General features: G+C 57.0%; 15 protein-coding genes. 3 read left to right on the top strand and 12 right to left on the bottom strand.

Annotation, left to right across the window (positions count from 1 at the left end):
• Positions 1–98: 98 nt before the first annotated feature.
• Complete coding sequence (gene rimO, locus C1Y41_RS02075; RefSeq protein WP_065649744.1) at positions 99–1424, top strand: 30S ribosomal protein S12 methylthiotransferase RimO; 1326 nt, start codon at positions 99–101, stop codon at positions 1422–1424.
• Here the strand turns inward: rimO and C1Y41_RS02070 are convergent.
• From C1Y41_RS02070 to C1Y41_RS02045, 6 genes are all read right to left on the bottom strand, one after another.
• Entirely contained in the window at positions 1421–1870 is a 450-nt protein-coding gene (locus C1Y41_RS02070) for a DUF4385 domain-containing protein (protein WP_039383453.1), read from the bottom strand. The two genes, rimO and C1Y41_RS02070, sit on opposite strands and share 4 nt — an antisense overlap.
• A gap of 166 nt (positions 1871–2036) precedes the next feature.
• Entirely contained in the window at positions 2037–2942 is a 906-nt protein-coding gene (gene gsiD / locus C1Y41_RS02065) for a glutathione ABC transporter permease GsiD (protein WP_039383451.1), read from the bottom strand.
• 10 nt (positions 2943–2952) lie between these two features.
• The gene (gene gsiC, locus C1Y41_RS02060) at positions 2953–3873 is read right to left on the bottom strand and encodes a glutathione ABC transporter permease GsiC (RefSeq protein ID WP_039383449.1); all 921 of its coding nucleotides are present in this window, start codon (positions 3871–3873) and stop codon (positions 2953–2955) included.
• 48 nt (positions 3874–3921) lie between these two features.
• Positions 3922–5457, bottom strand: coding sequence for a glutathione ABC transporter substrate-binding protein GsiB (gsiB, locus tag C1Y41_RS02055; protein ID WP_094111989.1), 1536 nt, complete (start codon positions 5455–5457; stop codon positions 3922–3924).
• A 61-nt stretch (positions 5458–5518) separates the two neighbouring features.
• Positions 5519–7354, bottom strand: coding sequence for a dipeptide ABC transporter ATP-binding protein (locus C1Y41_RS02050; protein WP_094111988.1), 1836 nt, complete (start codon positions 7352–7354; stop codon positions 5519–5521).
• A 12-nt stretch (positions 7355–7366) separates the two neighbouring features.
• Positions 7367–8317 carry an isoaspartyl peptidase/L-asparaginase family protein gene (locus C1Y41_RS02045; protein ID WP_104084705.1) on the bottom strand — a complete coding sequence of 317 codons (951 nt, stop codon included), beginning with the start codon at positions 8315–8317 and terminating at the stop codon, positions 7367–7369.
• 284 nt (positions 8318–8601) lie between these two features.
• Between C1Y41_RS02045 and moeA the strand changes: the two genes are divergently transcribed.
• Positions 8602–9837 (top strand): molybdopterin molybdotransferase MoeA, encoded by a 1236-nt coding sequence (gene moeA / locus C1Y41_RS02040; RefSeq protein ID WP_071669027.1) that lies wholly within the window; start codon positions 8602–8604, stop codon positions 9835–9837.
• Positions 9837–10592, top strand: coding sequence for a molybdopterin-synthase adenylyltransferase MoeB (gene moeB / locus C1Y41_RS02035; RefSeq protein WP_039383436.1), 756 nt, complete (start codon positions 9837–9839; stop codon positions 10590–10592). Before moeA ends, moeB begins: the two co-directional genes overlap by 1 nt.
• A gap of 55 nt (positions 10593–10647) precedes the next feature.
• Here moeB and C1Y41_RS02030 read toward each other — a convergent pair whose 3' ends face one another.
• The 6 genes from C1Y41_RS02030 to C1Y41_RS02005 all read right to left on the bottom strand — a co-directional run bounded on the left by C1Y41_RS02030 (position 10648) and on the right by C1Y41_RS02005 (position 19290).
• Positions 10648–12240, bottom strand: coding sequence for an ABC-F family ATPase (locus C1Y41_RS02030; RefSeq protein ID WP_104084704.1), 1593 nt, complete (start codon positions 12238–12240; stop codon positions 10648–10650).
• A 284-nt stretch (positions 12241–12524) separates the two neighbouring features.
• On the bottom strand, positions 12525–12926 hold the full coding sequence (locus tag C1Y41_RS02025; RefSeq protein ID WP_039383432.1) for an H-NS family nucleoid-associated regulatory protein: 402 nt from the start codon (positions 12924–12926) through the stop codon (positions 12525–12527).
• Positions 12927–13330: 404 nt separating this feature from the next.
• Positions 13331–14809, bottom strand: coding sequence for a sugar porter family MFS transporter (locus C1Y41_RS02020; RefSeq protein ID WP_104084703.1), 1479 nt, complete (start codon positions 14807–14809; stop codon positions 13331–13333).
• A gap of 242 nt (positions 14810–15051) precedes the next feature.
• A complete protein-coding gene (locus tag C1Y41_RS02015) occupies positions 15052–16566 on the bottom strand; it encodes an efflux transporter outer membrane subunit (RefSeq protein ID WP_104084702.1) in 1515 nt (504 codons plus the stop codon).
• 1 nt (position 16567) lies between these two features.
• Positions 16568–18136 (bottom strand): DHA2 family efflux MFS transporter permease subunit, encoded by a 1569-nt coding sequence (locus tag C1Y41_RS02010; protein ID WP_071669025.1) that lies wholly within the window; start codon positions 18134–18136, stop codon positions 16568–16570.
• Positions 18133–19290 (bottom strand): HlyD family secretion protein, encoded by a 1158-nt coding sequence (locus C1Y41_RS02005; RefSeq protein ID WP_104084701.1) that lies wholly within the window; start codon positions 19288–19290, stop codon positions 18133–18135. Before C1Y41_RS02005 ends, C1Y41_RS02010 begins: the two co-directional genes overlap by 4 nt.
• Positions 19291–19417: the final 127 nt, after the last annotated feature.

The following is a 19417-nucleotide window of genomic DNA, read 5'->3' as shown; positions in this document are numbered from 1 at the left end:
GCAGGCAGGCAGATTGTTGCTTCAGCTATACATTTTCCGCTGCAACCTCTGTACAATCGCGCTCCTGTCCATACTAATTATGATGAATTTTTATCCTTATGAGCCATGTCACTAATCCGCCACGCGTGGGCTTCGTCTCACTCGGTTGTCCTAAAAACCTCGTTGACTCAGAACGTATCCTGACGGAACTGCGTACTGAAGGCTATGACGTGGTACCACGCTACGATGACGCGGAGATCGTTATCGTTAATACCTGCGGATTTATTGACAGCGCGGTTCAGGAATCTCTGGAAGCGATTGGTGAAGCGCTGAATGAAAACGGCAAAGTGATCGTCACCGGCTGTCTGGGTGCCAAAGTGGATCAGATCCGCGAAGTGCATCCGAAAGTGCTGGAGATTACCGGTCCGCACAGCTATGAGCAGGTGCTTGAGCACGTGCATACCTATGTACCTAAACCTGTTCATAACCCGTTTCTGAGCCTGGTGCCTGAGCAGGGCGTGAAACTGACGCCGCGCCACTACGCCTATCTGAAAATCTCGGAAGGCTGCAACCACCGCTGTACGTTCTGTATTATTCCGTCCATGCGCGGCGATCTCGACAGTCGTCCGATTGGCAGCGTGCTGGATGAAGCGAAGCGTCTGGCTGAGTCAGGCGTGAAAGAGCTGCTGGTGATCTCGCAGGATACGTCTGCTTACGGCGTGGATGTGAAACATCGTACCGGTTTCTGGAACGGTGCGCCGGTAAAAACCAGCATGGTGAGCCTGTGTGAACAGCTGGCAAAACTCGGCGTCTGGGTACGCCTGCACTATGTTTATCCCTATCCGCACGTGGATGATGTCATCCCGCTGATGGCAGAAGGCAAAATTTTGCCCTACCTCGACATTCCGCTGCAGCACGCCAGCCCGCGCATCCTGAAGCTGATGAAGCGTCCGGGCGCCGTGGAGCGTACGCTGGAGCGCATCAAGCGCTGGCGTGAGATCTGTCCGGAGCTGACGCTGCGCTCTACGTTTATCGTGGGCTTCCCGGGTGAAACCGAAGAAGATTTCCAGATGCTGCTCGATTTTCTGAAAGAGGCGCGCCTCGATCGCGTAGGCTGCTTCCAGTACAGCCCGGTAGAAGGCGCCACCGCCAATCAGCTGCCGGATCCGGTTCCGGAAGAGGTAAAACAGGCGCGCTTTGACCGCTTTATGCAGCTGCAGCAGCAGATCTCCAGCGAACGCCTGCAGGAGAAAGTGGGCCGCGAAATACTGGTCATCATTGACGAAGTGGATGAAGAAGGTGCCGTCGGACGCAGCATGGCAGACGCACCGGAAATCGACGGTGCCGTCTATCTCAACGGCGACCGGCAGGTAAAAGCAGGTGATGTGGTGCGGGTGAAAGTGGAGCACGCGGACGAATACGATCTGTGGGGCAGCCGCATCTAACCATATTTCTGCTGGTGCGCTTTTTTACGCTTCAGATAATCTTCGTCGGCGCGTAATTTATCCCAGCATACTTTAAAGATGGCCGCCGCTGCGGCCTTCTCTTTTTCTACCGTGCGCGGCAGCTCTTTGCCATCCGCATCATATTTACGTCCCCCCTGATGATTGCTGTAGCGCCGGGCGCGCGTATACCCCATCTGAATAAATTTACGCGCCATATCCATACCGACAAAATCATCTTTCTCGCGATACGCTTCAAACAGCTGCATAATTTTTTCCGAGGACTCTTTCGCTACCTCTACGGTACGAAAACGCCACCAGGGCAAAATTTCGCTTTTGTAAGGTTCCACCATCAGTACGCCCTGCTCGCCCCGCCCCACGCGATAAAGCTCAGGGTGCTGTCGCAAATCAAGATTTTTATAATCCTGCTGATAATCAAACGGTTCCATCTCTCTTCTCCTTTGCGCCCTGAGCTGCCACCGGGACGGCTTTGCGCCGGCAGCATCCTTACCGGCGGAGCAACGTCCTGCGCAACGGCCCGGGGAAAATCTGTGAAAGCGTTATCGCTGCTCCTTTAATATTAGACACTTTTAGTAGCCCGGGCCGGTTCGCTGCTCAGCTTTTCAGTTTTGGATCCAGCGCATCGCGCAGGCCGTCACCCAGCAGGTTAAACGCCAGAACGGTCAGGAAAATCGCCAGGCTGGGGAAAATAGCGACGTGAGGCGCCATCACCATATCCGCTCGCGCTTCATTCAGCATTGCTCCCCACTCCGGCGTAGGCGGCTGTGCGCCGAGCCCCAGAAAAGAGAGGCTGGCGGCGGTGATAATTGAGGTACCAATACGCATGGTGAAATAGACCATGATGGAGGAAATCGTGCCGGGCAAAATATGCCGGAAAATAATCGTGCGATCTGACGCGCCAATGCTGCGCGCCGACTCGATATAGGTCTGCTGCTTGAGCACCAGCGTGTTACCGCGCACCAGCCGGGCGAACGCAGGTATGCTGAAAATCGCCACCGCCACAATAACGTTGCTCATCCCGCTGCCCATAATGGCGACGACCGCTATCGCCAGCAGAATACCGGGAAAGGCAAACAGCACGTCGCAGATGCGCATAATCAGCCGATCCCACCAGCCCTCATAGTACCCCGCCAGCAGACCCAGCAGCGTACCGATCAACGCGCCGATAATGACAGAGAAGAATCCCGCCATCAGTGAAATACGGGTGCCTGCCAGCACCCGGCTGAAAATGTCCCGCCCCAGCGAGTCCACGCCAAACAGGTGCAGCCACGACGGCCCTTCATTCAGACGATCGTAGTCAAAATAGTTTTCCGCATCGAAAGGCGCGATCCACGGCGCAATAAAGGCCAGTACAATCAGCAGCAGGACAAAGCTGCCCGCCAGCAGCGCCACATGCTGCTGGCGAAAACGGCGCCAGAACTCACGCCACGGGGTACGCACCCGGTTTTCCGTCAGGTGCGGCAGCTGTTTCACCACCGCATCGCGTCGCCAGTTTTTCAATCGCGACTCCTTATTTGTAGCGAATAGCCGGATTGATTGCCGCGTAAAGCATATCGACAATCAGATTGATCAGGATAAATTCCAGTGAAAACAGCAGAACTTCCGCCTGAATCACCGGGTAATCCCGCATCTCCACGGAGTCCACCAGCAGGCGACCGAGGCCAGGCCAGTTAAACACCACCTCCACCACGATCGATCCTCCCAGCAGAAAACCAAACTGCAGGCCCATCATCGTGACCACCGGGATCAGGGCGTTGCGCAGCCCATGTTTCACCACCACCAGCGATTCGCGCACGCCTTTAGCCCGGGCGGTGCGCATGTAATCTTCCTGCAAAACCTCAATAAATGAGGCGCGGGTAAAGCGCGCCATAATCGCGGCAACGGCAGCGCCCAGCGTGAGAGAAGGCAGAATATAGTGCTGCCAGCTATCTGCGCCCACGGTGGGCAGCCAGCCCAGCTCCACCGAAAAGATCTGCATCAGCAGCATACCCAGCGCAAAGGCCGGGAACGAGATGCCGGAAACCGCCAGCGTCATGCCGATGCGATCGGGCCAGCGGTTGCGCCACACGGCAGAGACAATACCCAGCGCCATACCCAGCAGCACTGACCACGCCATACTGGTCAGCGTCAGCCACAGCGTCGGGTAGAAGCGCTGCGCAATTTCGTCCGCCACCGGGCGTTTTGAGACCAGCGACTGGCCAAACTCTCCCTGCAGCGCATTGAAAATAAAATGCCAGAACTGCTGGATCAGCGGCTGATCCAGCCCGAGTTCGCTGCGTACCAGCGCAACAACGGAGGCATCCGCTTCGGGGCCGGCAATCAGACGAGCCGGATCGCCGGGCAGCAGATGTACAAACAGAAACACCAGTACGGCAACAATCAGCAGCGTGGGGATCAGTCCCAGCAAGCGTTTTAAAAAGTAGTTGAGCATGCAACATCCTGCGCAGCAGCGGCCAGCCGGAGCGGCTGGCCAGTCTGGTTACTTCAGATCCGCTTCGTCGAAATTAAACGAGGTATCCGGCATGACGTAGAACCCGGTCAGGTTTTTGTTGCTGGCCGAGAGCAGCTGCTCGACAACCAGCGGGATCCACGGATGGTCATTCCAGATGCGATCCTGCGCATCTTTATAGAGCTGCGCTTTGCGTTCACGATCGGTGGTCTTTAATGCATCAGCCAGATCTTTATCCACCTGCGGATTACTGTAAAACGCGGTATTGAAGATCGCTGGCGGCCAGGAGGTCGTGGCGAACAGCGGCGTCAGCGCCCAGTCGGCCTCACCGGTCGAGGCGGACCAGCCGGTATAAAACATGCGTACGCCACTCTCTTTTTGCCCTTTGCTTTCCACTTCCGCAGCGCGCTGTCCGGCATCCATAGCGGTGACTTTCACCTTCACGCCCACCTGCGCCAGCTGCTGCTGGGTAAACTGCAGCACTTTCTGCGCCGTGCTGTGGTTATGCGAGGACCAGAGCGTGGTCTCAAAGCCGTTGCCGTAGCCCGCTTCTTTCAGCAGCGCCCGCGCTTTAGCCGGATCGTATTTGATAGCCGGATAACGCTGAGCGAAATCGATAGAGGGCGGCACGATACCGGTAGCGGGCGTGGCATACCCGGCAAACGCCACTTTTGCCAGCGCCTCGCGGTTAATGGCATATTCCAGCGCCTCACGCACTTTCGGGTTATCAAACGGCTTTTGCGTGACGTTCAGGCTGATATAACGCTGCATGATCGAAGGCGTGGTAATGACGTTCAGCTTAGCGTTACTTTCAAGGCGTTTGGCCTGCTCAAAAGGCACCGGAAAAGCAAACGTCGCCTCGCCGGTCTGCAGCATGGCCGCACGGGTGTTGTTATCCACGATAGGACGCCAGGTAATGGTATCGAGTTTCGGATAGCCCGGCTTCCAGTATCCCGCCCACTTTTTCACTTTGACAAAATCGGTCTGATTCCAGGTTTCAAACACATAAGGGCCGGTGCCGACCGGATGGAAGCCAATCTCTTTGCCATACTTTTTCAACGCGGTGGGCGAAATCATCGCCGCCGCCGGATGCGCCAGGTTGTTGATAAACGCTGAAAAAGGCTGCTTCAGCGTGATTTTTACCGTGAGCGGATCGACCACTTCCGTGGTCGCAATATATTTGAACAGGTTATAGCGTTTGAGATGGTTATCAGGATTACTGGCGCGATCGAGGTTCACCTTAACCGCCTCAGCGTTGAAATCGGTACCATCCTGAAATTTAATGCCGGAACGCAGTTTGATGGTGTAAGTGAGCCCGTCATCACTGGCCTGAGAGCTTTCGGCCAGCACGTTTACCAGCTTCATCTCTTTATCAAAGCTGAACAGCCCCTGATAGAAAGATTTGGCAACCGCCTGCGACAAGGTGTCGTTGGCGTCGTAAGGATCCAGCGTGGTAAAGGTTGAGCTCACGGCAATGACCGCATCTTTTGCCGCCCAGGCGGGCAGCGTCAGCGCAGCGCTCAGCACGCCAGCGGTGATAATCCCGTTACGCATAATCTGGTGCATGATGGTGCTTCTCCTGTAGTCCCTTGTGCTGCGTCCTGGGTTCAGGACGCTATGTTATTCGTCAGGCGCCACCGATCGCATGGCGTGCCACAAAGTGTCCTGGCGCCACCTCCAGCAGCGGCGCGACGTCCGGCTCATCCCCCAGCGGACGTACGGCGCTGGGGATCTCATCAACCATTAACGCCCGTTCGCGATGCCGGTGTGCCGGGTCCGCCACCGGTACGGCCGCCATCAGTTTGCGGGTATAAGGATGACGCGGCTGCTCAAACACCGCCTGGCGCGGTCCTGTCTCAACGATCTGCCCCAGATACATCACCGCTACACGGTGGCTGATACGCTCCACCACCGCCATATCATGCGAAATGAACAGAAAAGCGATGCCGGTTTCCCGCTGCAGATCCAGCATCAGATTGATAATCTGCGCCTGGACCGAGACATCCAGCGCTGACACGGACTCATCCGCAATGACCACTTTGGGATTCAGCGCCAGCGCTCGCGCAATACAGATGCGCTGCCGCTGGCCGCCTGAGAACTCATGCGGGTAGCGCTGCGCATGCTCCGGCTGCAGCCCTACCCGCTCCAGCAGCCAGGCAACGCGCTTCTCCGCCTGCGCGCGGCTCATCACGCGATGGACCAGCAGCGGCTCCATCACAGAAAAGCCTACCGTGAGGCGCGGATCGAGCGAGGCGTAGGGATCCTGAAAAATAAACTGAATATCGCGCCGCAGCGCCGCCAGCGCGCTCCCCTGCAGCGCGTCGATACGCTGACCGTTAAAGGTGATGCTGCCGCCCTGACTGGCGACCAGCCGCAGCAGTGAACGACCGGTGGTCGATTTACCGCATCCCGACTCGCCAACCAGCGCCAGCGTCTCTCCGGCATAGAGATCAAAGCTCACCTTCTCTACCGCGTGCACCCGGCGCGTAACCCGGTTAAAGAGACCGCTACGCAGGTCGAAGCGGGTTGTCAGATCGCGCACCTGCAGCACCGGCGGGCGATCGCGACGCACGGTATCCTGCGGCAGAGCCGGCGCCTCCTGCCCGGTGGTGCTCAGCAGAGGAAATTTTGCCGGCAGTGGCTGCCCGCTCATCGCGCCCAGCCGGGGCACGGCCGCCAGCAGCGCGCGGGTATAAGGCTGAGCCGGCGCGTTAAACAGCTGCTGCACCGGCGCCTGTTCGATAACATCGCCGCGATACATGACCTGCACGCGATCGGCCATTTCAGCGACGACGCCCATATCGTGCGTGATAAAAATCACGCCCATCTGCATCTCTTTTTGCAGCACGCGGATAAGCTGCAGGATCTGCGCCTGAATAGTGACATCCAGCGCCGTCGTCGGCTCATCGGCAATCAGCAGTGCGGGCCGGCAGGAGAGCGCCATCGCAATCATGACGCGCTGGCGCATCCCGCCAGAGAGCTGATGCGGATAACGCGACAGGATAGCGTGCGCATCCGGAATGCGTACCAGATCCAGCATGCGCCGCGCTTCAGCGAGCGCCTGCTGATGGCTCATCTTCTGGTGTAGTCGTACTGACTCAGCAATCTGTTCGCCCACGGTAAATACCGGATTCAGCGAGGTCATCGGCTCCTGAAAGATCATCGCCATGTCAGCGCCGCGCACCTGCCGCATCTGACCGGGCGACGCGCGCATGACGTCCAGGATCTCCCCGTTTCGGCGACGCAGCTTTATCTCACCGCTGATCTCGCTGCCCGCCTGCTGAATCAGGCGCATCAGCGCCAGTGACGTCACTGATTTCCCTGAGCCAGACTCCCCGACCAGCGCCAGGGTTTCTCCCCGCAGCAGATCGAGCGAAAGATGACGCACCGCTTCAGTTTTACTCTCTTCATGCTGAAAAGTGACGCACAGATCGCGTACCGCCAGCACCTGTTGCTGTTCCATTCTGCCTGCTCCTTAGCTGTCGCGGTAAATGGCCACCTCAACGGCACCCTCAACGTAAGCAAAACCCCGGTACATGCCTTCGCTGTTAAACGGCAGTGCAAGGTTACCCTGTGCATCAACCGCAATCAGCCCGCCGCTGCCTTCCAGCTCCGTAATAGTGTCGTGGATGACGCTGGCGGTCGCCTGCTGCAGCGAGCGTCCTGCATATTTCATCTGTGCCGCAACATCATAAGCGGCCAGCGTTCGCATAAAGACTTCGCCGGTACCGGTGCAGGAGACAGCAACGCTGTCGTTGCTGGCATAGCAGCCGGCGCCAATCAGCGGCGAGTCGCCCACGCGGCCAGCCTGCTTGTTGGTCATGCCACCGGTTGAAGTCGCCGCGGCAAGATTGCCGTGCAGATCCAGCGCTACCGCACCCACGGTGCCGAGTTTGCGATCCTCATCCAGCGGCGTAGCAGCCGCGTCGTGATCGAGCTGCGTGGTGTTGCTGTCGCGCACGCGCAGCAGCTGCGCCAGGCGTTCTGGCGTTGAGAAAAAGTCAGCGGCAACGGGTTCCAGCCCCTGCGCCACGGCAAAGGCTTCTGCGCCGGCGCCGATCAGTAGCACGTGGGGACTCGCCTCCAGCACTTTACGCGCGGCGAGGATCGGATGTTCAATATGGCTGACGCCCGCTACTGCGCCCGCCTGCAGCGTGCGGCCATCCATGATGCTGGCGTCCAGCTCGTGTGTGCCCTGATGAGTGAACACCGCGCCCCGTCCGGCATTAAACAGCGGGCACGCCTCCAGCCGCCGCACCGCGTCAGTCACCGCATCCAGCGCGCTGCCGCCCGCGGCCAGAATCTGCTGCCCCGCTGCGACAATGTCGTGCAGCTGCTGCCGGTATTGCTGCTCGCGCGTCGCGCTCATGGTACTGCGGGAAAGCGCGCCCGCGCCGCCGTGGATAGCGATTACTGCCCTGGTCATTAGCTGCACCTGTCAGGATTATCAGCAGAAAAAACACTGATTTAGAATGGTTTTCATCATTTTCAGACAATTTTCGACTATAGGAAGCACCCGGCAGCTTGTAAAGCAGAAAGTGCATCAGCCCTCATAACCTTTTCTCAGGCTTTATATCTTTTTCCTTTGCCGGCAGGCCCCATTGGCGGCTCACCGCGCGATCTGTGCGGCCGCGCCAAACGGGTCTGGCCTTACGCCAGCGCCTTAACCCATAATAGGTGACATCTGACATTTATCCGCCAGGGAGCGATATGGAACCCAACACCGCAGGCTTAATTTCACTGGAAGAGGCGCAGCACATGATGCTGCAACCGCTGCAACCGGTCAGCGGGACTGAACAGGTTAGCCTGGCTAATGCTGCCGGGCGCATTACCGCAGAGGCGGTGGTTTCACCGCTGGATGTCCCCTCATTTGATAACTCCGCAATGGATGGCTACGCGGTACGGCTGAGCGATCTCGGCGCTGGCGCGCCGCTTGCCGTGGCGGGCAAAGCCTTTGCCGGTTCTCCCTGGCACGGTGAATGGCCGGCAGGCAGCGCGATCCGTATTATGACCGGCGCTCCGATACCGGCAGGCTGCGACGCGGTAGTCATGCAGGAGCAAACGGAGCAGCACGCGGATGGTATTGTGATGACGGCGCCGGTAAGCGCAGGCCAGAATATCCGCCGTATTGGTGAAGATATTCGCGCCGGGCATCAGGTTCTGGCAGCGGGGGTGCGGCTGGGTGCCGCTGAGCTGCCGCTGCTCGCCTCGCTGGGCATTGCCAGGGTAACGGTACGGCGCAGGCTGCGCGTGGCGATATTCTCCACCGGGGATGAGCTGCAGGCGGTGGGTGAACCGCTGGCAGAGGGCCAGATTTATGACACCAATCGCCTTACCGTCTCTCTGATGCTCAGCAAGCTGGGCTGCGACGTCATCGACCTCGGCGTTATCGCGGACGACCCGGCCGCGCTGCGTCACGCCTTTACCACAGCAGACAGCCAGGCTGATGTGGTCATCAGCACCGGCGGTGTCTCCGTGGGCGAAGCTGATTTTACCCGGGAGATCCTCAACGAACTCGGATCTGTCAGCTTCTGGAAGCTGGCGATCAAGCCAGGTAAACCGTTCGCTTTCGGCCAGCTGGCGAATAGCCTGTTCTGCGGGCTGCCGGGCAATCCGGTCTCCGCCGCCGTGACCTTTTATCAGCTGGTGCAGCCGCTGCTGGTCAGGCTGAGCGGCCAGACAACGCCGGCAATGCCGCTGCGCCAGCGTGCGCGAACGCTGGATCGCCTGAAAAAATCGCCGGGGCGCCTCGATTTTCAGCGTGGCGTGCTCAGCCGCAGCAGCGAAGGTGTGCTGGAGGTGCGCTCCACCGGTGCACAGGGTTCACATGTTTTCAGTTCGTTTGCGCTGGCCGACTGCTTTATTGTGCTGGAGCGCGAACGCGGTACGGCAGAAGCGGGTGAATGGGTTGAGGTTGAGCCCTTTAACAGCCTGCTGGAGGGGTAATGTCACGCGAACTGACGCATGAAGAGATGCTGCGCTATAACCGGCAGATTGTCCTGCGCGGCTTCGACTTTACCGCACAGGAGCAGCTCGCTGAGTCACGCGTGCTGATCGTCGGCCTGGGGGGGCTGGGATGCGCGGCTGCCCCCTGGCTCGCCTCCGCCGGCGTGGGGTATCTGACGCTGCTCGATTTTGATACCGTCAGCCTGAGCAATCTGCAGCGGCAGATCCTGCATCGTGATGAGACGATTGGCCAGCCCAAAGTAGAATCAGCGCGCGCGCAGCTGGCGGCAATCAATCCGCACTGCATTATTGAAACCTGTGACGTGCAGGCCGACGATGCGACGCTGAGCGCACTGATTGCGCGGCATGACGCGGTGCTGGACTGCACAGATAATGTGGCTACGCGTGAGCAGCTGAACCGCCTCTGTTTCCGGCAAAAAGTCCCGCTGATTTCCGGTGCGGCGATCCGCATGGAAGGTCAGCTAAGCGTTTTTACCTGGCAGCCTGGCGAGCCCTGTTACCGCTGTATCAGCCGCCTGTTTGGCGAACAGACGCTGAGCTGCGTGGAAGCTGGCGTCATGGCCCCGCTGGTGGGCGTAATCGGCGCGATGCAGGCGATGGAGACGCTGAAACTGCTTACCGCGTTTGGTGAACCCGCCCGCTCTCGCCTGCTGATGTATGACGCAATGCGCGCTGAATTTCGCAGCATGAAAGTGATGCAGGACGCACACTGTGACGTGTGTGGCTCCCCCTGAAATGCAAACAGGCCGCCCGGTGGGGCGGCCTGTTAAGCAGACAGAATGAGCAGGATTATGAAATGCCCTGACTGCGCAGGTAATCTTCATAGTTGCCGGTGAAGTCAACGATGCGCTCACCTTTCATCTCCATCACGCGCGTCGCCAGCGAGCTGACAAATTCACGGTCATGTGAAACAAAGATCAGCGTGCCTTCATACATCTCCAGCGCCATGTTCAGTGATTCGATCGATTCCATATCCAGGTGGTTGGTCGGCTCATCCATAATCAGAATGTTAGGCTTCTGCATCATCAGCTTGCCAAACAGCATCCGGCCTTTCTCACCGCCCGACAGCACTTTGGCCGGTTTTTTGATGTCATCATGGCTGAACAGTAAGCGGCCCAGTACGCTGCGCACGGCCTGTTCATCATCGCCATCCTGCTTCCACTGGCTCATCCAGTCGAACACGCTAACGTCTTCGGCAAAATCTTCGGCATGATCCTGTGCGTAATAGCCGATGCGCGCATTTTCAGACCATTTAACGCTGCCGCTGTCCGGCGTTAATTCGCCCACCAGCGTTTTCAGCAGCGTGGATTTACCGATACCATTGGCACCCAGAATTGCCAGCTTCTCGCCCACTTCCAGCATCAGATTCAGCTTATTAAAGAGCGGGCCGTTATCAAATCCTTTCGTCAGCGCTTCAACTTCCAGCGCATTACGGAATAATTTCTTATCCTGCTCAAAGCGAATATAAGGGTTCTGACGACTGGAGGCTTTGACTTCATCCAGTTTGATTTTATCAATCTGTTTTGCGCGCGATGTTGCCTGACGGGATTTAGAGGCGTTAGCACTGAAGCGGCTGACAAAAGATTGCAGGTCAGCAATCTGCGCTTTCTTTTTCGCGTTATCGGCCAGCAGACGTTCGCGCGCCTGCGTCGCCGCGGTCATATATTCATCATAATTACCGGGATAAACGCGCAGCTCACCATAATCAAGATCCGCCATATGGGTGCAGACCATATTTAAAAAGTGACGGTCATGCGAAATGATGATCATGGTACTGTTACGATCGTTCAGCACCTGCTCAAGCCAGCGGATAGTATCAATATCCAGGTTGTTCGTCGGCTCATCAAGCAGCAGAATATCGGGATTAGAGAACAGCGCCTGCGCCAGCAGCACACGCAGTTTCCAGCCCGGTGCGATTTCGCTCATCGGCCCGTAATGCTGCTCCACCGGAATACCGACGCCCAGCAATAACTCACCGGCCCTGGATTCCGCGCTATATCCATCCATTTCACCGTAGGCGACTTCGAGATCGGCAACTTTGTAGCCTTCTGCTTCACTCATTTCTGGCAGTGCGTAAATACGATCGCGCTCTTCTTTTACGGCCCAGAGTTCCTGATGCCCCATTATGACCGTATCCAGCACACTATATTGTTCAAAGGCAAACTGATCCTGACGAAGCTTACCAATACGCTCGTTGGGATCGAGTGAGACATTGCCGTTGGTAGGCACCAGATCGCCGCCCAGTATTTTCATAAAGGTCGATTTACCGCTGCCGTTTGCACCGATTAAACCGTAACGGTTACCCCCGCCAAACTTAACGGAGATATTTTCAAACAGCGGCTTGCTGCCGAACTGCATAGTGATATTGCTGGAAACTAACACGGCATTGACCTTTGTTACACGGTGGATGAAAAAACAGCGGGCATTATGCCAGAGATGGGCTATATGAGCCAGTCTGCGCCTGGCGTTGGCGCAGCTTTTACGCAAAGGGATTGTTAGCAGACGCAAAATAGTGTTGCCGGCATCCGGCAGCAGACGCTTCTCGCCTGCCGACGTTACGTCATCGTTATCAGTTAGCGCAGTTTGTTACACAAATTAAAACGTCAGCCAATAAAAAAAACCGGGGGCAATATGCCCCCGGCTCCCATATACAAGGATTGCGTCGCTTATTTAATCAGGAAACTGTCCAGGCTCTTGCCGGCATCCAGCGCTTTTTTAATCGCTGCTGGCGTGCGGCCCTGACCGGTCCAGGATTTTTCATCACCGTTTTCGTCGGTATAAGTATATTTAGCCGGACGCGGTGCGCGCTTGGCGCGTTTTTTACCGGTTTCAAGTGCGCCCAGTAATTCGTTAGGATCGATGCCATCAGCCAGCAACATTTCGCGATATTTAGACAGCTTCTCTTCTTTTTCGCGGTTTTGCGCTTCTTCGGCTTCAACTTCTTCACGACGCTCAGTCACAACGACAGTTAATTTTTCCAGAATCTCTTCCAGATCGCTCAGTGGCAGTTCACGCGCCTGCGCACGTAATGTGCGAATGTTGTTCAGTACTTTAAATGCGTCACTCATCACAATGTCCTTGTTTAAGGGGTATAAATAAACTGTAGCGGCAAGATTACCCAATTCAAATAAAAAAATAAATTAATTTTGCAGACCGGATTATTCTTAACAGGTTCGCTTATTGTTATTGTTCAGTAAGGATAACCCTCACCGGTTAACATTAAGCGTTAATAAACTGATAAGGTTTCCCGGCAGCTGTTGCATTGATATCGATTTCATTTGCTAATCCCGCGAGCGAAACAAGTAGTTAGCAAAATTTTAGTTTGTGACATTCTGCAGGCGAAGCGTAAAAATAATTAATCATGTATCCGTTATTCACTTTTAATGCGCGTTTTAATGATGTGGCTCTCAGCCTGACTGACAGACTAAAAAGAAAAACCGGCCTGCGCCGGTTTTATCAGGGAAATCTATTTTTAACTACCCTTTTGGGCCGATGGCCTCATTACCTGACGCGGCGATGTTTCCGTCAGCCAGTCGCGCAGATAATGTTCAATCTGCTCCAGTGAACGATTACGGGTTTCCGGTACGCAGCAGACAACAAACAGCGTTCCGAACAAGCCGGCTGCGGCAAAAATAAAAAAGGCACCTGACAGCCCCACCCATGCAAGCAGCAGCGGAAACAGTAACGAGATAGTAAAATTAGTCAGCCACATGGCAAATACCGCCCCGCCCATAAATATACCGCGCAGCCGCGTCGGAAAAATTTCGGATAAGAGCAGCCAGGTAACCGGCGATAACGCTCCCTGCTGAAAACTTAAAAACAGCAGCATGCCCAGCAGGACCATATAGCTGCGCAGCATATCAGGCTGACCGTTTACCATTTCCGGCATGAAGTAGCTGACGGCCCCGATCAGAACCAGGCAGGCGGTACATCCTATCTGTCCGATAAGCGCGAGGGGGCGGCGTCCGATACGCCCAAGCAGCCAGATCCCCGCAAAGGTCATCAGCACTGAGATAACGCCATTGGCGATAGTAGCAACCAATGCCGCATTATCATCCATACCGACTGCTTTCAGCATTACCGGCGCATAGTACATGATGGTGTTGACGCCGGTGAGCTGCTGAATAGCGGCTATGCCTGTGCCGATGAAAAAGAGCTTCAGCAGCCAGGGCTGGCGTAACTCCCGCAGGCGTGGGCGCTGCTGCTGCTCCTCTTCCAGCGTCTCAGTGATTTCGGTCATCTCCCACTCCACGTCCTCACGTGCGCGGGTCCGCTCCAGGACTCTGCGGGCTTCAGCCAGACGCCCCTTCATGGCATACCAGCGCGGCGTATCCGGCATAAACATCATGCCAAACCAGAGCAGCACTGCGGGCAGCGTCGCCACCGCCAGCATCCAGCGCCAGGTACTCTCACCGCCCCAGGCGGCATGAAACCCGGCATTGGAGATATAAGCCAGCATCTGGCCGGAGACGATCATCAGCTCCTGCATTGTGACCAGCTGACCGCGTTTATTGGCAGGTGCCATCTCCGCAATGTAAACCGGAACGGTGGCAGACGCGCCGCCGACGGCGACCCCGAGGATCAGGCGGAAGAAAATCATCCATTCAGCATCCGGCGCCAGCGCCGTGCCCAGCGCGCCGGCCGCAAAAATGGTTGCCAGTACCAGAATGATTTTTCTCCGCCCGACCGCTGCGGCAAAATGCCCCGATATCAGCGCACCAAATGCCGCACCAAACAGCAGGCTGCTGGTGACAAGGCCGGTGGTTAATGGCGTCAGATGTATATCATCCCCCATGAATAGCAGTGCGCCGGAGATAACGCCGGTGTCATAGCCGAACAGCAGTCCGCCGAGGGTGGCAACGGCCGCAATAACTTTAACAAAGGGTTCAGTACGCGTATTACTGTTCGGCCCTGAGGCTTTATTGAGGGTAAGCCAGGTTTCACGAGGCATAACTAACTCCATTTCTGAAAGATGCATCAAAAATAGAGTATTTTTGCCATAAAAATTAAATATGAAATTTTAGTTTTGCCATGTTCATCATAACTGATGCCAGGAAATCAGATGCCGATCACATAAACTCAGCGTGAATCTCTTTTTATGTCAGCGACAATACGCTCAAAATTTAATCCTTACATAAAAAGGAACATTTATTTCAATTATCAGGTCGTCCCGGTGGCGGGACGACCCGGGGGTCAGTTGACCTGCGTGGCCGGACCAAATACTGCGTAATCCGGCAGAGTCACCTGCTGATAATTTTCCCAGCCGCCGCCCAGCGCTTTATAGAGCGCGACCAGATCGAGCGCGCTTTGCGTACGCGCCTGAACCGACTGTGCTTTTGCCTGCGCCAGCTGCCGCTGCGCATCCAGCACGTCAAGAAAGGTCGTCAGGCCCTGTCGATAGCTGTCGCTGGCCAGGTCGAATGTCCGCTGCAGTGCGCCGGTGGTTTCATCCAGCGCGGTAACCTGCTGCTGATCCGCCCGGTAGCTGACCAGCGCATTCTCCACATCCTGCAGCGCCGTCAGCACTGTCTGCCGGTAATCCAGCGCGGCGCTGGCCTGCTGTGCCCGCGCCAGCTTCACGCTGGAAACCAGCCGTCCGCCCTGGAAAATCGGAATAGAGAGTGACGGACCGATGCTGAAAAAGTGGCTGCTCCAGTCATCAAGGTAGCTGGCGTCGGTGTTCCTGACCCCGAGCTGCCCCGTCAGGGAGAGATCCGGGAAGAGGCTGGCAACCGAGACGCCAATATTGGCGGTCTGCGCGTGAAGCGTGGCTTCAGCCTGACGAATATCGGGCCGCCGGCGCGCCAGCGTCGCCGGGATCCCTACCGGTACCAGACCTGGCAAGGCCGGCAGCGCTTTCGCCGTCATCAGCTCACTATCCAGCGCACCGGGCGTTTTACCGAGCAGGACCGCCAGACCGTTCATCGCCTGCCGCGCCTGCGCCTCATACTGCGGCAGCTGCGCATTAAGCGAGGCGAGCTGCGCCCGGGCATTTTCCACATTTGTCGCCGGTGCCAGCCCGTTTTGCTGCTGGCTTTGCGTCAGCTCCCAGGTCTCCTGCGCCACCTTTATCTGCGTCTGCAGCGTAGCCAGCACCGCCTGCGCCCCGCGCAGCTGCAGATAGGCGCGCGCCACTTCAGCTTCCACTGAAATCAGCACGTCGTCACGCTGTGCGACAGCCGCCTGCTGCTGCGCATCGGCGGCCTCCATCTGCCGGCGTACCTTGCCCCAGATATCCAGCTCCCAGCTGGCATCAAAGCTGCCCTGATAGAGCGTTACGGAATGGTTCAGTCCATCCAGCTGTCCGGCGATATCATCATCCACCCGATCGTATACGCCGTTGGATTTCAGCAGACCTTTCAGGCCCAGCTGCTGGCGCGTGACTTTAGCTGAGCCATTCAGCGCGGGAAACAGCCCCCCGCGCGCCTGCGCCAGCTGCTGCCGCGCACCGGCGATGCGTAACACCGCCTGCTGCAGCGAGAGGTTACCGCTGATGGCGCGATCGATCAGGCTATTGAGCTGCGGATCGTTAAAGCTGCGCCACCAGAGCGGGTTGGGTGCGGCGGCCAGTGGCTTAGAGGTTTCCTGTGACGACAGTGCGCGAAAGCTGCCGGGCGTCTGCGGGCGCGGGGCCTGATAGTCGGGGCCGACGGCACAACCCGCCAGCAGCAGCGTCAGCGGCAGCGCAACGCGTGAAAAGGTTCTCATTTTAGTGTGCTCCTGCACTGCCTTCGCTCTTAATCGGCGAAAGTAACCAACATAGAGGGATCAGTATCATGGCGACGATGCTCAGTCCCGTAAACACGTCGATATAGGCCAGAATGCGCGCCTGAGCGATCATCTCCTGATAGAGCTGACCCGCGGCAAGCTGCAGCGGATCGCCAGCTACCTGCGTAAAATCGCGGATCGCCTGAGCCCACTGCTGCAGTGTCAGGTTGAACTGCTCATTCAGCGGCGACATGTTATGCACCATGTGCGCGGAACGCACCTGTTCACGCTCGGTGATCCCGGCGGTTGCCAGTGAGATACCGATAGAGCCGGCCACGTTACGAAACATGGTAAACAGCGCGGACGCATCGGCGTTAAGCTTCTGCGGGATGGTGACAAACGCAATGGTGGTAAGCGGAACAAACAGAAAGCCCAGCCCGATAGATTGCGCGCTGCGCATCATCACCAGGGTTTTAAAATCCACGTCCGGCGTCAGCGTACTGGAGTAAAAAAAGGCCAGCGCCAGGCAGCTGAAGCCGAAGGCGATAATATAGCGAGTCTGCACAACTGGCATCAGCTTCAGTACCAGCGGAATGGTCAGCACGATCAATACGGCTCCGGGCGACAGCACCAGTCCTGACCAGGTGGCGGTATACCCCAGATCCTGCTGCGCCAGCTGCGGCAGCACCACTGAGCTGCCGTAGAGGATCATAGCCATACCGGCCATCAGCAGACCGGCGACCCAGAAGTTGCGATCTTTCATCACGCGGATATCCACGACCGGCTTACGCGCATAAAGCAGCCAGTAGACCGCGCCCACCAGCCCCACCGCGGCCAGCATGGCGAACAGACGAATAAAGTGCGAAGCGAACCAGTCTTCATCTTCACCGCGATCGAGAAACACCTGCAGACAGCCAAGGCCAAGCGTGATCAGGCTGATGCCGATATAGTCAATTTTCAGCCGGCCTTTATCCCACTTGCGCTCCCACGGCGGATCTTCAAGCAGCTGGTAAATCGCCAGCACGGTTAAAATCCCTACCGGAATATTAATAAAGAAGACCCAGCGCCAGCTGTAATTGTCGGTGATCCAGCCGCCCAGCGTCGGGCCAATCACCGGTGCTACGATAATCGCAATCGAAGAGAGGCCAAAAGCTTTGCCGCGATCGGCAGGCTTGAAGTAGTCGAGCAGTACCGATTGCTGAACCGGCTGCAGGCCACCGCCAAAAAAGCCCTGCAGCACACGAAACAGAATGATTTGCCACAGCTCGGTGGCAATGCCGCAGAGAAACGAGCAGATAGTGAACATCACAATACAGATCAAAAAGAACTGCTTGCGACCAAACAGACGGCTGAAGAAGGCGGAGATCGGCAGCACAATGCCATTCGCAACCAGGTAGGAGGTGAGTACCCAGGTGGATTCGTCATAGCTGGAGGAGAGCGAACCCGCAATATGCGGCAGCGCAACGTTTACGATGGTGGTGTCCAGGATCTCCATGAACACCGCCAGCGTAACCGTGATGGCGACCAGCCAGGGGTTGCTGGCCGGGCGCCAGCTCTCGCCTGCACTCATTCTACTGTCACCTCAGGCTCTACCGAGAGTCCAAGCGGCAGTGGATGAGCAGGATCCAGTCCGCTATCGATAACGATTTTAACCGGGACGCGCTGCACAATTTTCACATAGTTACCGGTAGCGTTTTCCGACGGGAAGGCGGAGAAACGTGAGCCTGACCCCATCTGGATGCTGTCGACGTGGCCGTGCAGTTTCATATCAGGCCATGCGTCCACGCTGATCTCGACTTTGTCACCCGGATTCATGCGCGCCAGCTGTGACTCTTTAAAATTAGCGGTGATCCAGATGTCGGGTGACACCAGCGAAAAAAGGGCTGACCCCGCCTGCACCAGCGTACCGAGCTGCACGTTGCGTTTGGTGACAAAACCGTCGTAAGGGGCACGCACTTCGGTGTAAGAGAGATTGAGCTCTGCGGTATTAAGCTGCGCCTGCGCCTGTTCCACCTGCTGCTGGCGCGCTTCCACATTTGTTTCCTGTTGCCGGATCTGCAGTTTGACCTGTGAGGCGACCTCAACCTGCGCTTTAGCACTCTGCAGCTGCGCTTCCGCTGAGCGCAGCTGCGCCGCGGCGGTATCGATATTACGCTGAGACGTGGCGCGGGGATCCACGCCGCGCTGCCGGCGGTAATCCGCCTGCGCATTAAGTAAGTTCGCCTGCGCGCTCGCCTGCTGCGCCAGCGCCTGATCGCGCTGCGCCGGATACTGCACGCGCGACAGCGCCAGCTGCGCCTGCGCCTGATGCAGCTGAGCCTGAGCCAGCCCCAGCTGTGCTTTTGCCTGATCGCGCTGTGCAGCACTGTCGCGCGGATCGATCACCACCAGCAGATCGCCTTTTTTCACCCGCTGGTTATCTTTTACCAGCAGCTGCACCACGTAGCCTGAGGCTTTAGGTGCCACGGTAACGGCGTTACCTTCCGTAAAGGCGTCATCGGTGGTTTCAATATTGCGGGTGGTAAACCAGAACCAGAACCCCACTATCAGCATAATCACCACAACAATCGCGAGAATAATCAGCGGCTTTTTACCCGGCCGCTTACGCGGCTGATCGTCATCCTGATTATCTTTGTCCTGTTGCTGCTGCTGGCTGTTGTCCTGCTGCGGATCGTTGTCGTTATCTGACGGCTTCTGCGGGTCCTGCTGCTGATTTTCGCTCATAATTTGTCATCACTGGCTGAAAGCCCGATCCCCGGGCATAAACGGTCAACTTAACATTAGATAATAAATTGACAAATTCCAGTGTAACTTTACATAAGCAGAGACGGGCGGCACGTTATGCCACAGC

The organism is Pantoea sp. ICBG 1758 (genome assembly GCF_002928325.1).
Classification (GTDB): Bacteria; Pseudomonadota; Gammaproteobacteria; order Enterobacterales; family Enterobacteriaceae; genus Pantoea; species Pantoea eucrina.
This window is presented reverse-complemented; position numbering and strand designations above follow the sequence as displayed.

Bases quoted from the DNA above. Each gene is read 5' to 3' on its own strand.
- C1Y41_RS02045 (WP_104084705.1), bottom strand. From the start codon at position 8,317: ATGACCAGGGCAGTAATCGCTATCCACGGCGGCGCGGGCGCGCTTTCC.
- rimO (WP_065649744.1), top strand. From the start codon at position 99: ATGAGCCATGTCACTAATCCGCCACGCGTGGGCTTCGTCTCACTCGGT.
- C1Y41_RS02070 (WP_039383453.1), bottom strand. From the start codon at position 1,870: ATGGAACCGTTTGATTATCAGCAGGATTATAAAAATCTTGATTTGCGA.
- C1Y41_RS02010 (WP_071669025.1), bottom strand. From the start codon at position 18,136: ATGAGTGCAGGCGAGAGCTGGCGCCCGGCCAGCAACCCCTGGCTGGTC.
- moeA (WP_071669027.1), top strand. From the start codon at position 8,602: ATGGAACCCAACACCGCAGGCTTAATTTCACTGGAAGAGGCGCAGCAC.
- C1Y41_RS02005 (WP_104084701.1), bottom strand. From the start codon at position 19,290: ATGAGCGAAAATCAGCAGCAGGACCCGCAGAAGCCGTCAGATAACGAC.
- moeB (WP_039383436.1), top strand. From the start codon at position 9,837: ATGTCACGCGAACTGACGCATGAAGAGATGCTGCGCTATAACCGGCAG.
- C1Y41_RS02025 (WP_039383432.1), bottom strand. From the start codon at position 12,926: ATGAGTGACGCATTTAAAGTACTGAACAACATTCGCACATTACGTGCG.
- C1Y41_RS02015 (WP_104084702.1), bottom strand. From the start codon at position 16,566: ATGAGAACCTTTTCACGCGTTGCGCTGCCGCTGACGCTGCTGCTGGCG.
- C1Y41_RS02050 (WP_094111988.1), bottom strand. From the start codon at position 7,354: ATGGAACAGCAACAGGTGCTGGCGGTACGCGATCTGTGCGTCACTTTT.
- gsiB (WP_094111989.1), bottom strand. From the start codon at position 5,457: ATGCACCAGATTATGCGTAACGGGATTATCACCGCTGGCGTGCTGAGC.
- gsiC (WP_039383449.1), bottom strand. From the start codon at position 3,873: ATGCTCAACTACTTTTTAAAACGCTTGCTGGGACTGATCCCCACGCTG.
- C1Y41_RS02020 (WP_104084703.1), bottom strand. From the start codon at position 14,809: ATGCCTCGTGAAACCTGGCTTACCCTCAATAAAGCCTCAGGGCCGAAC.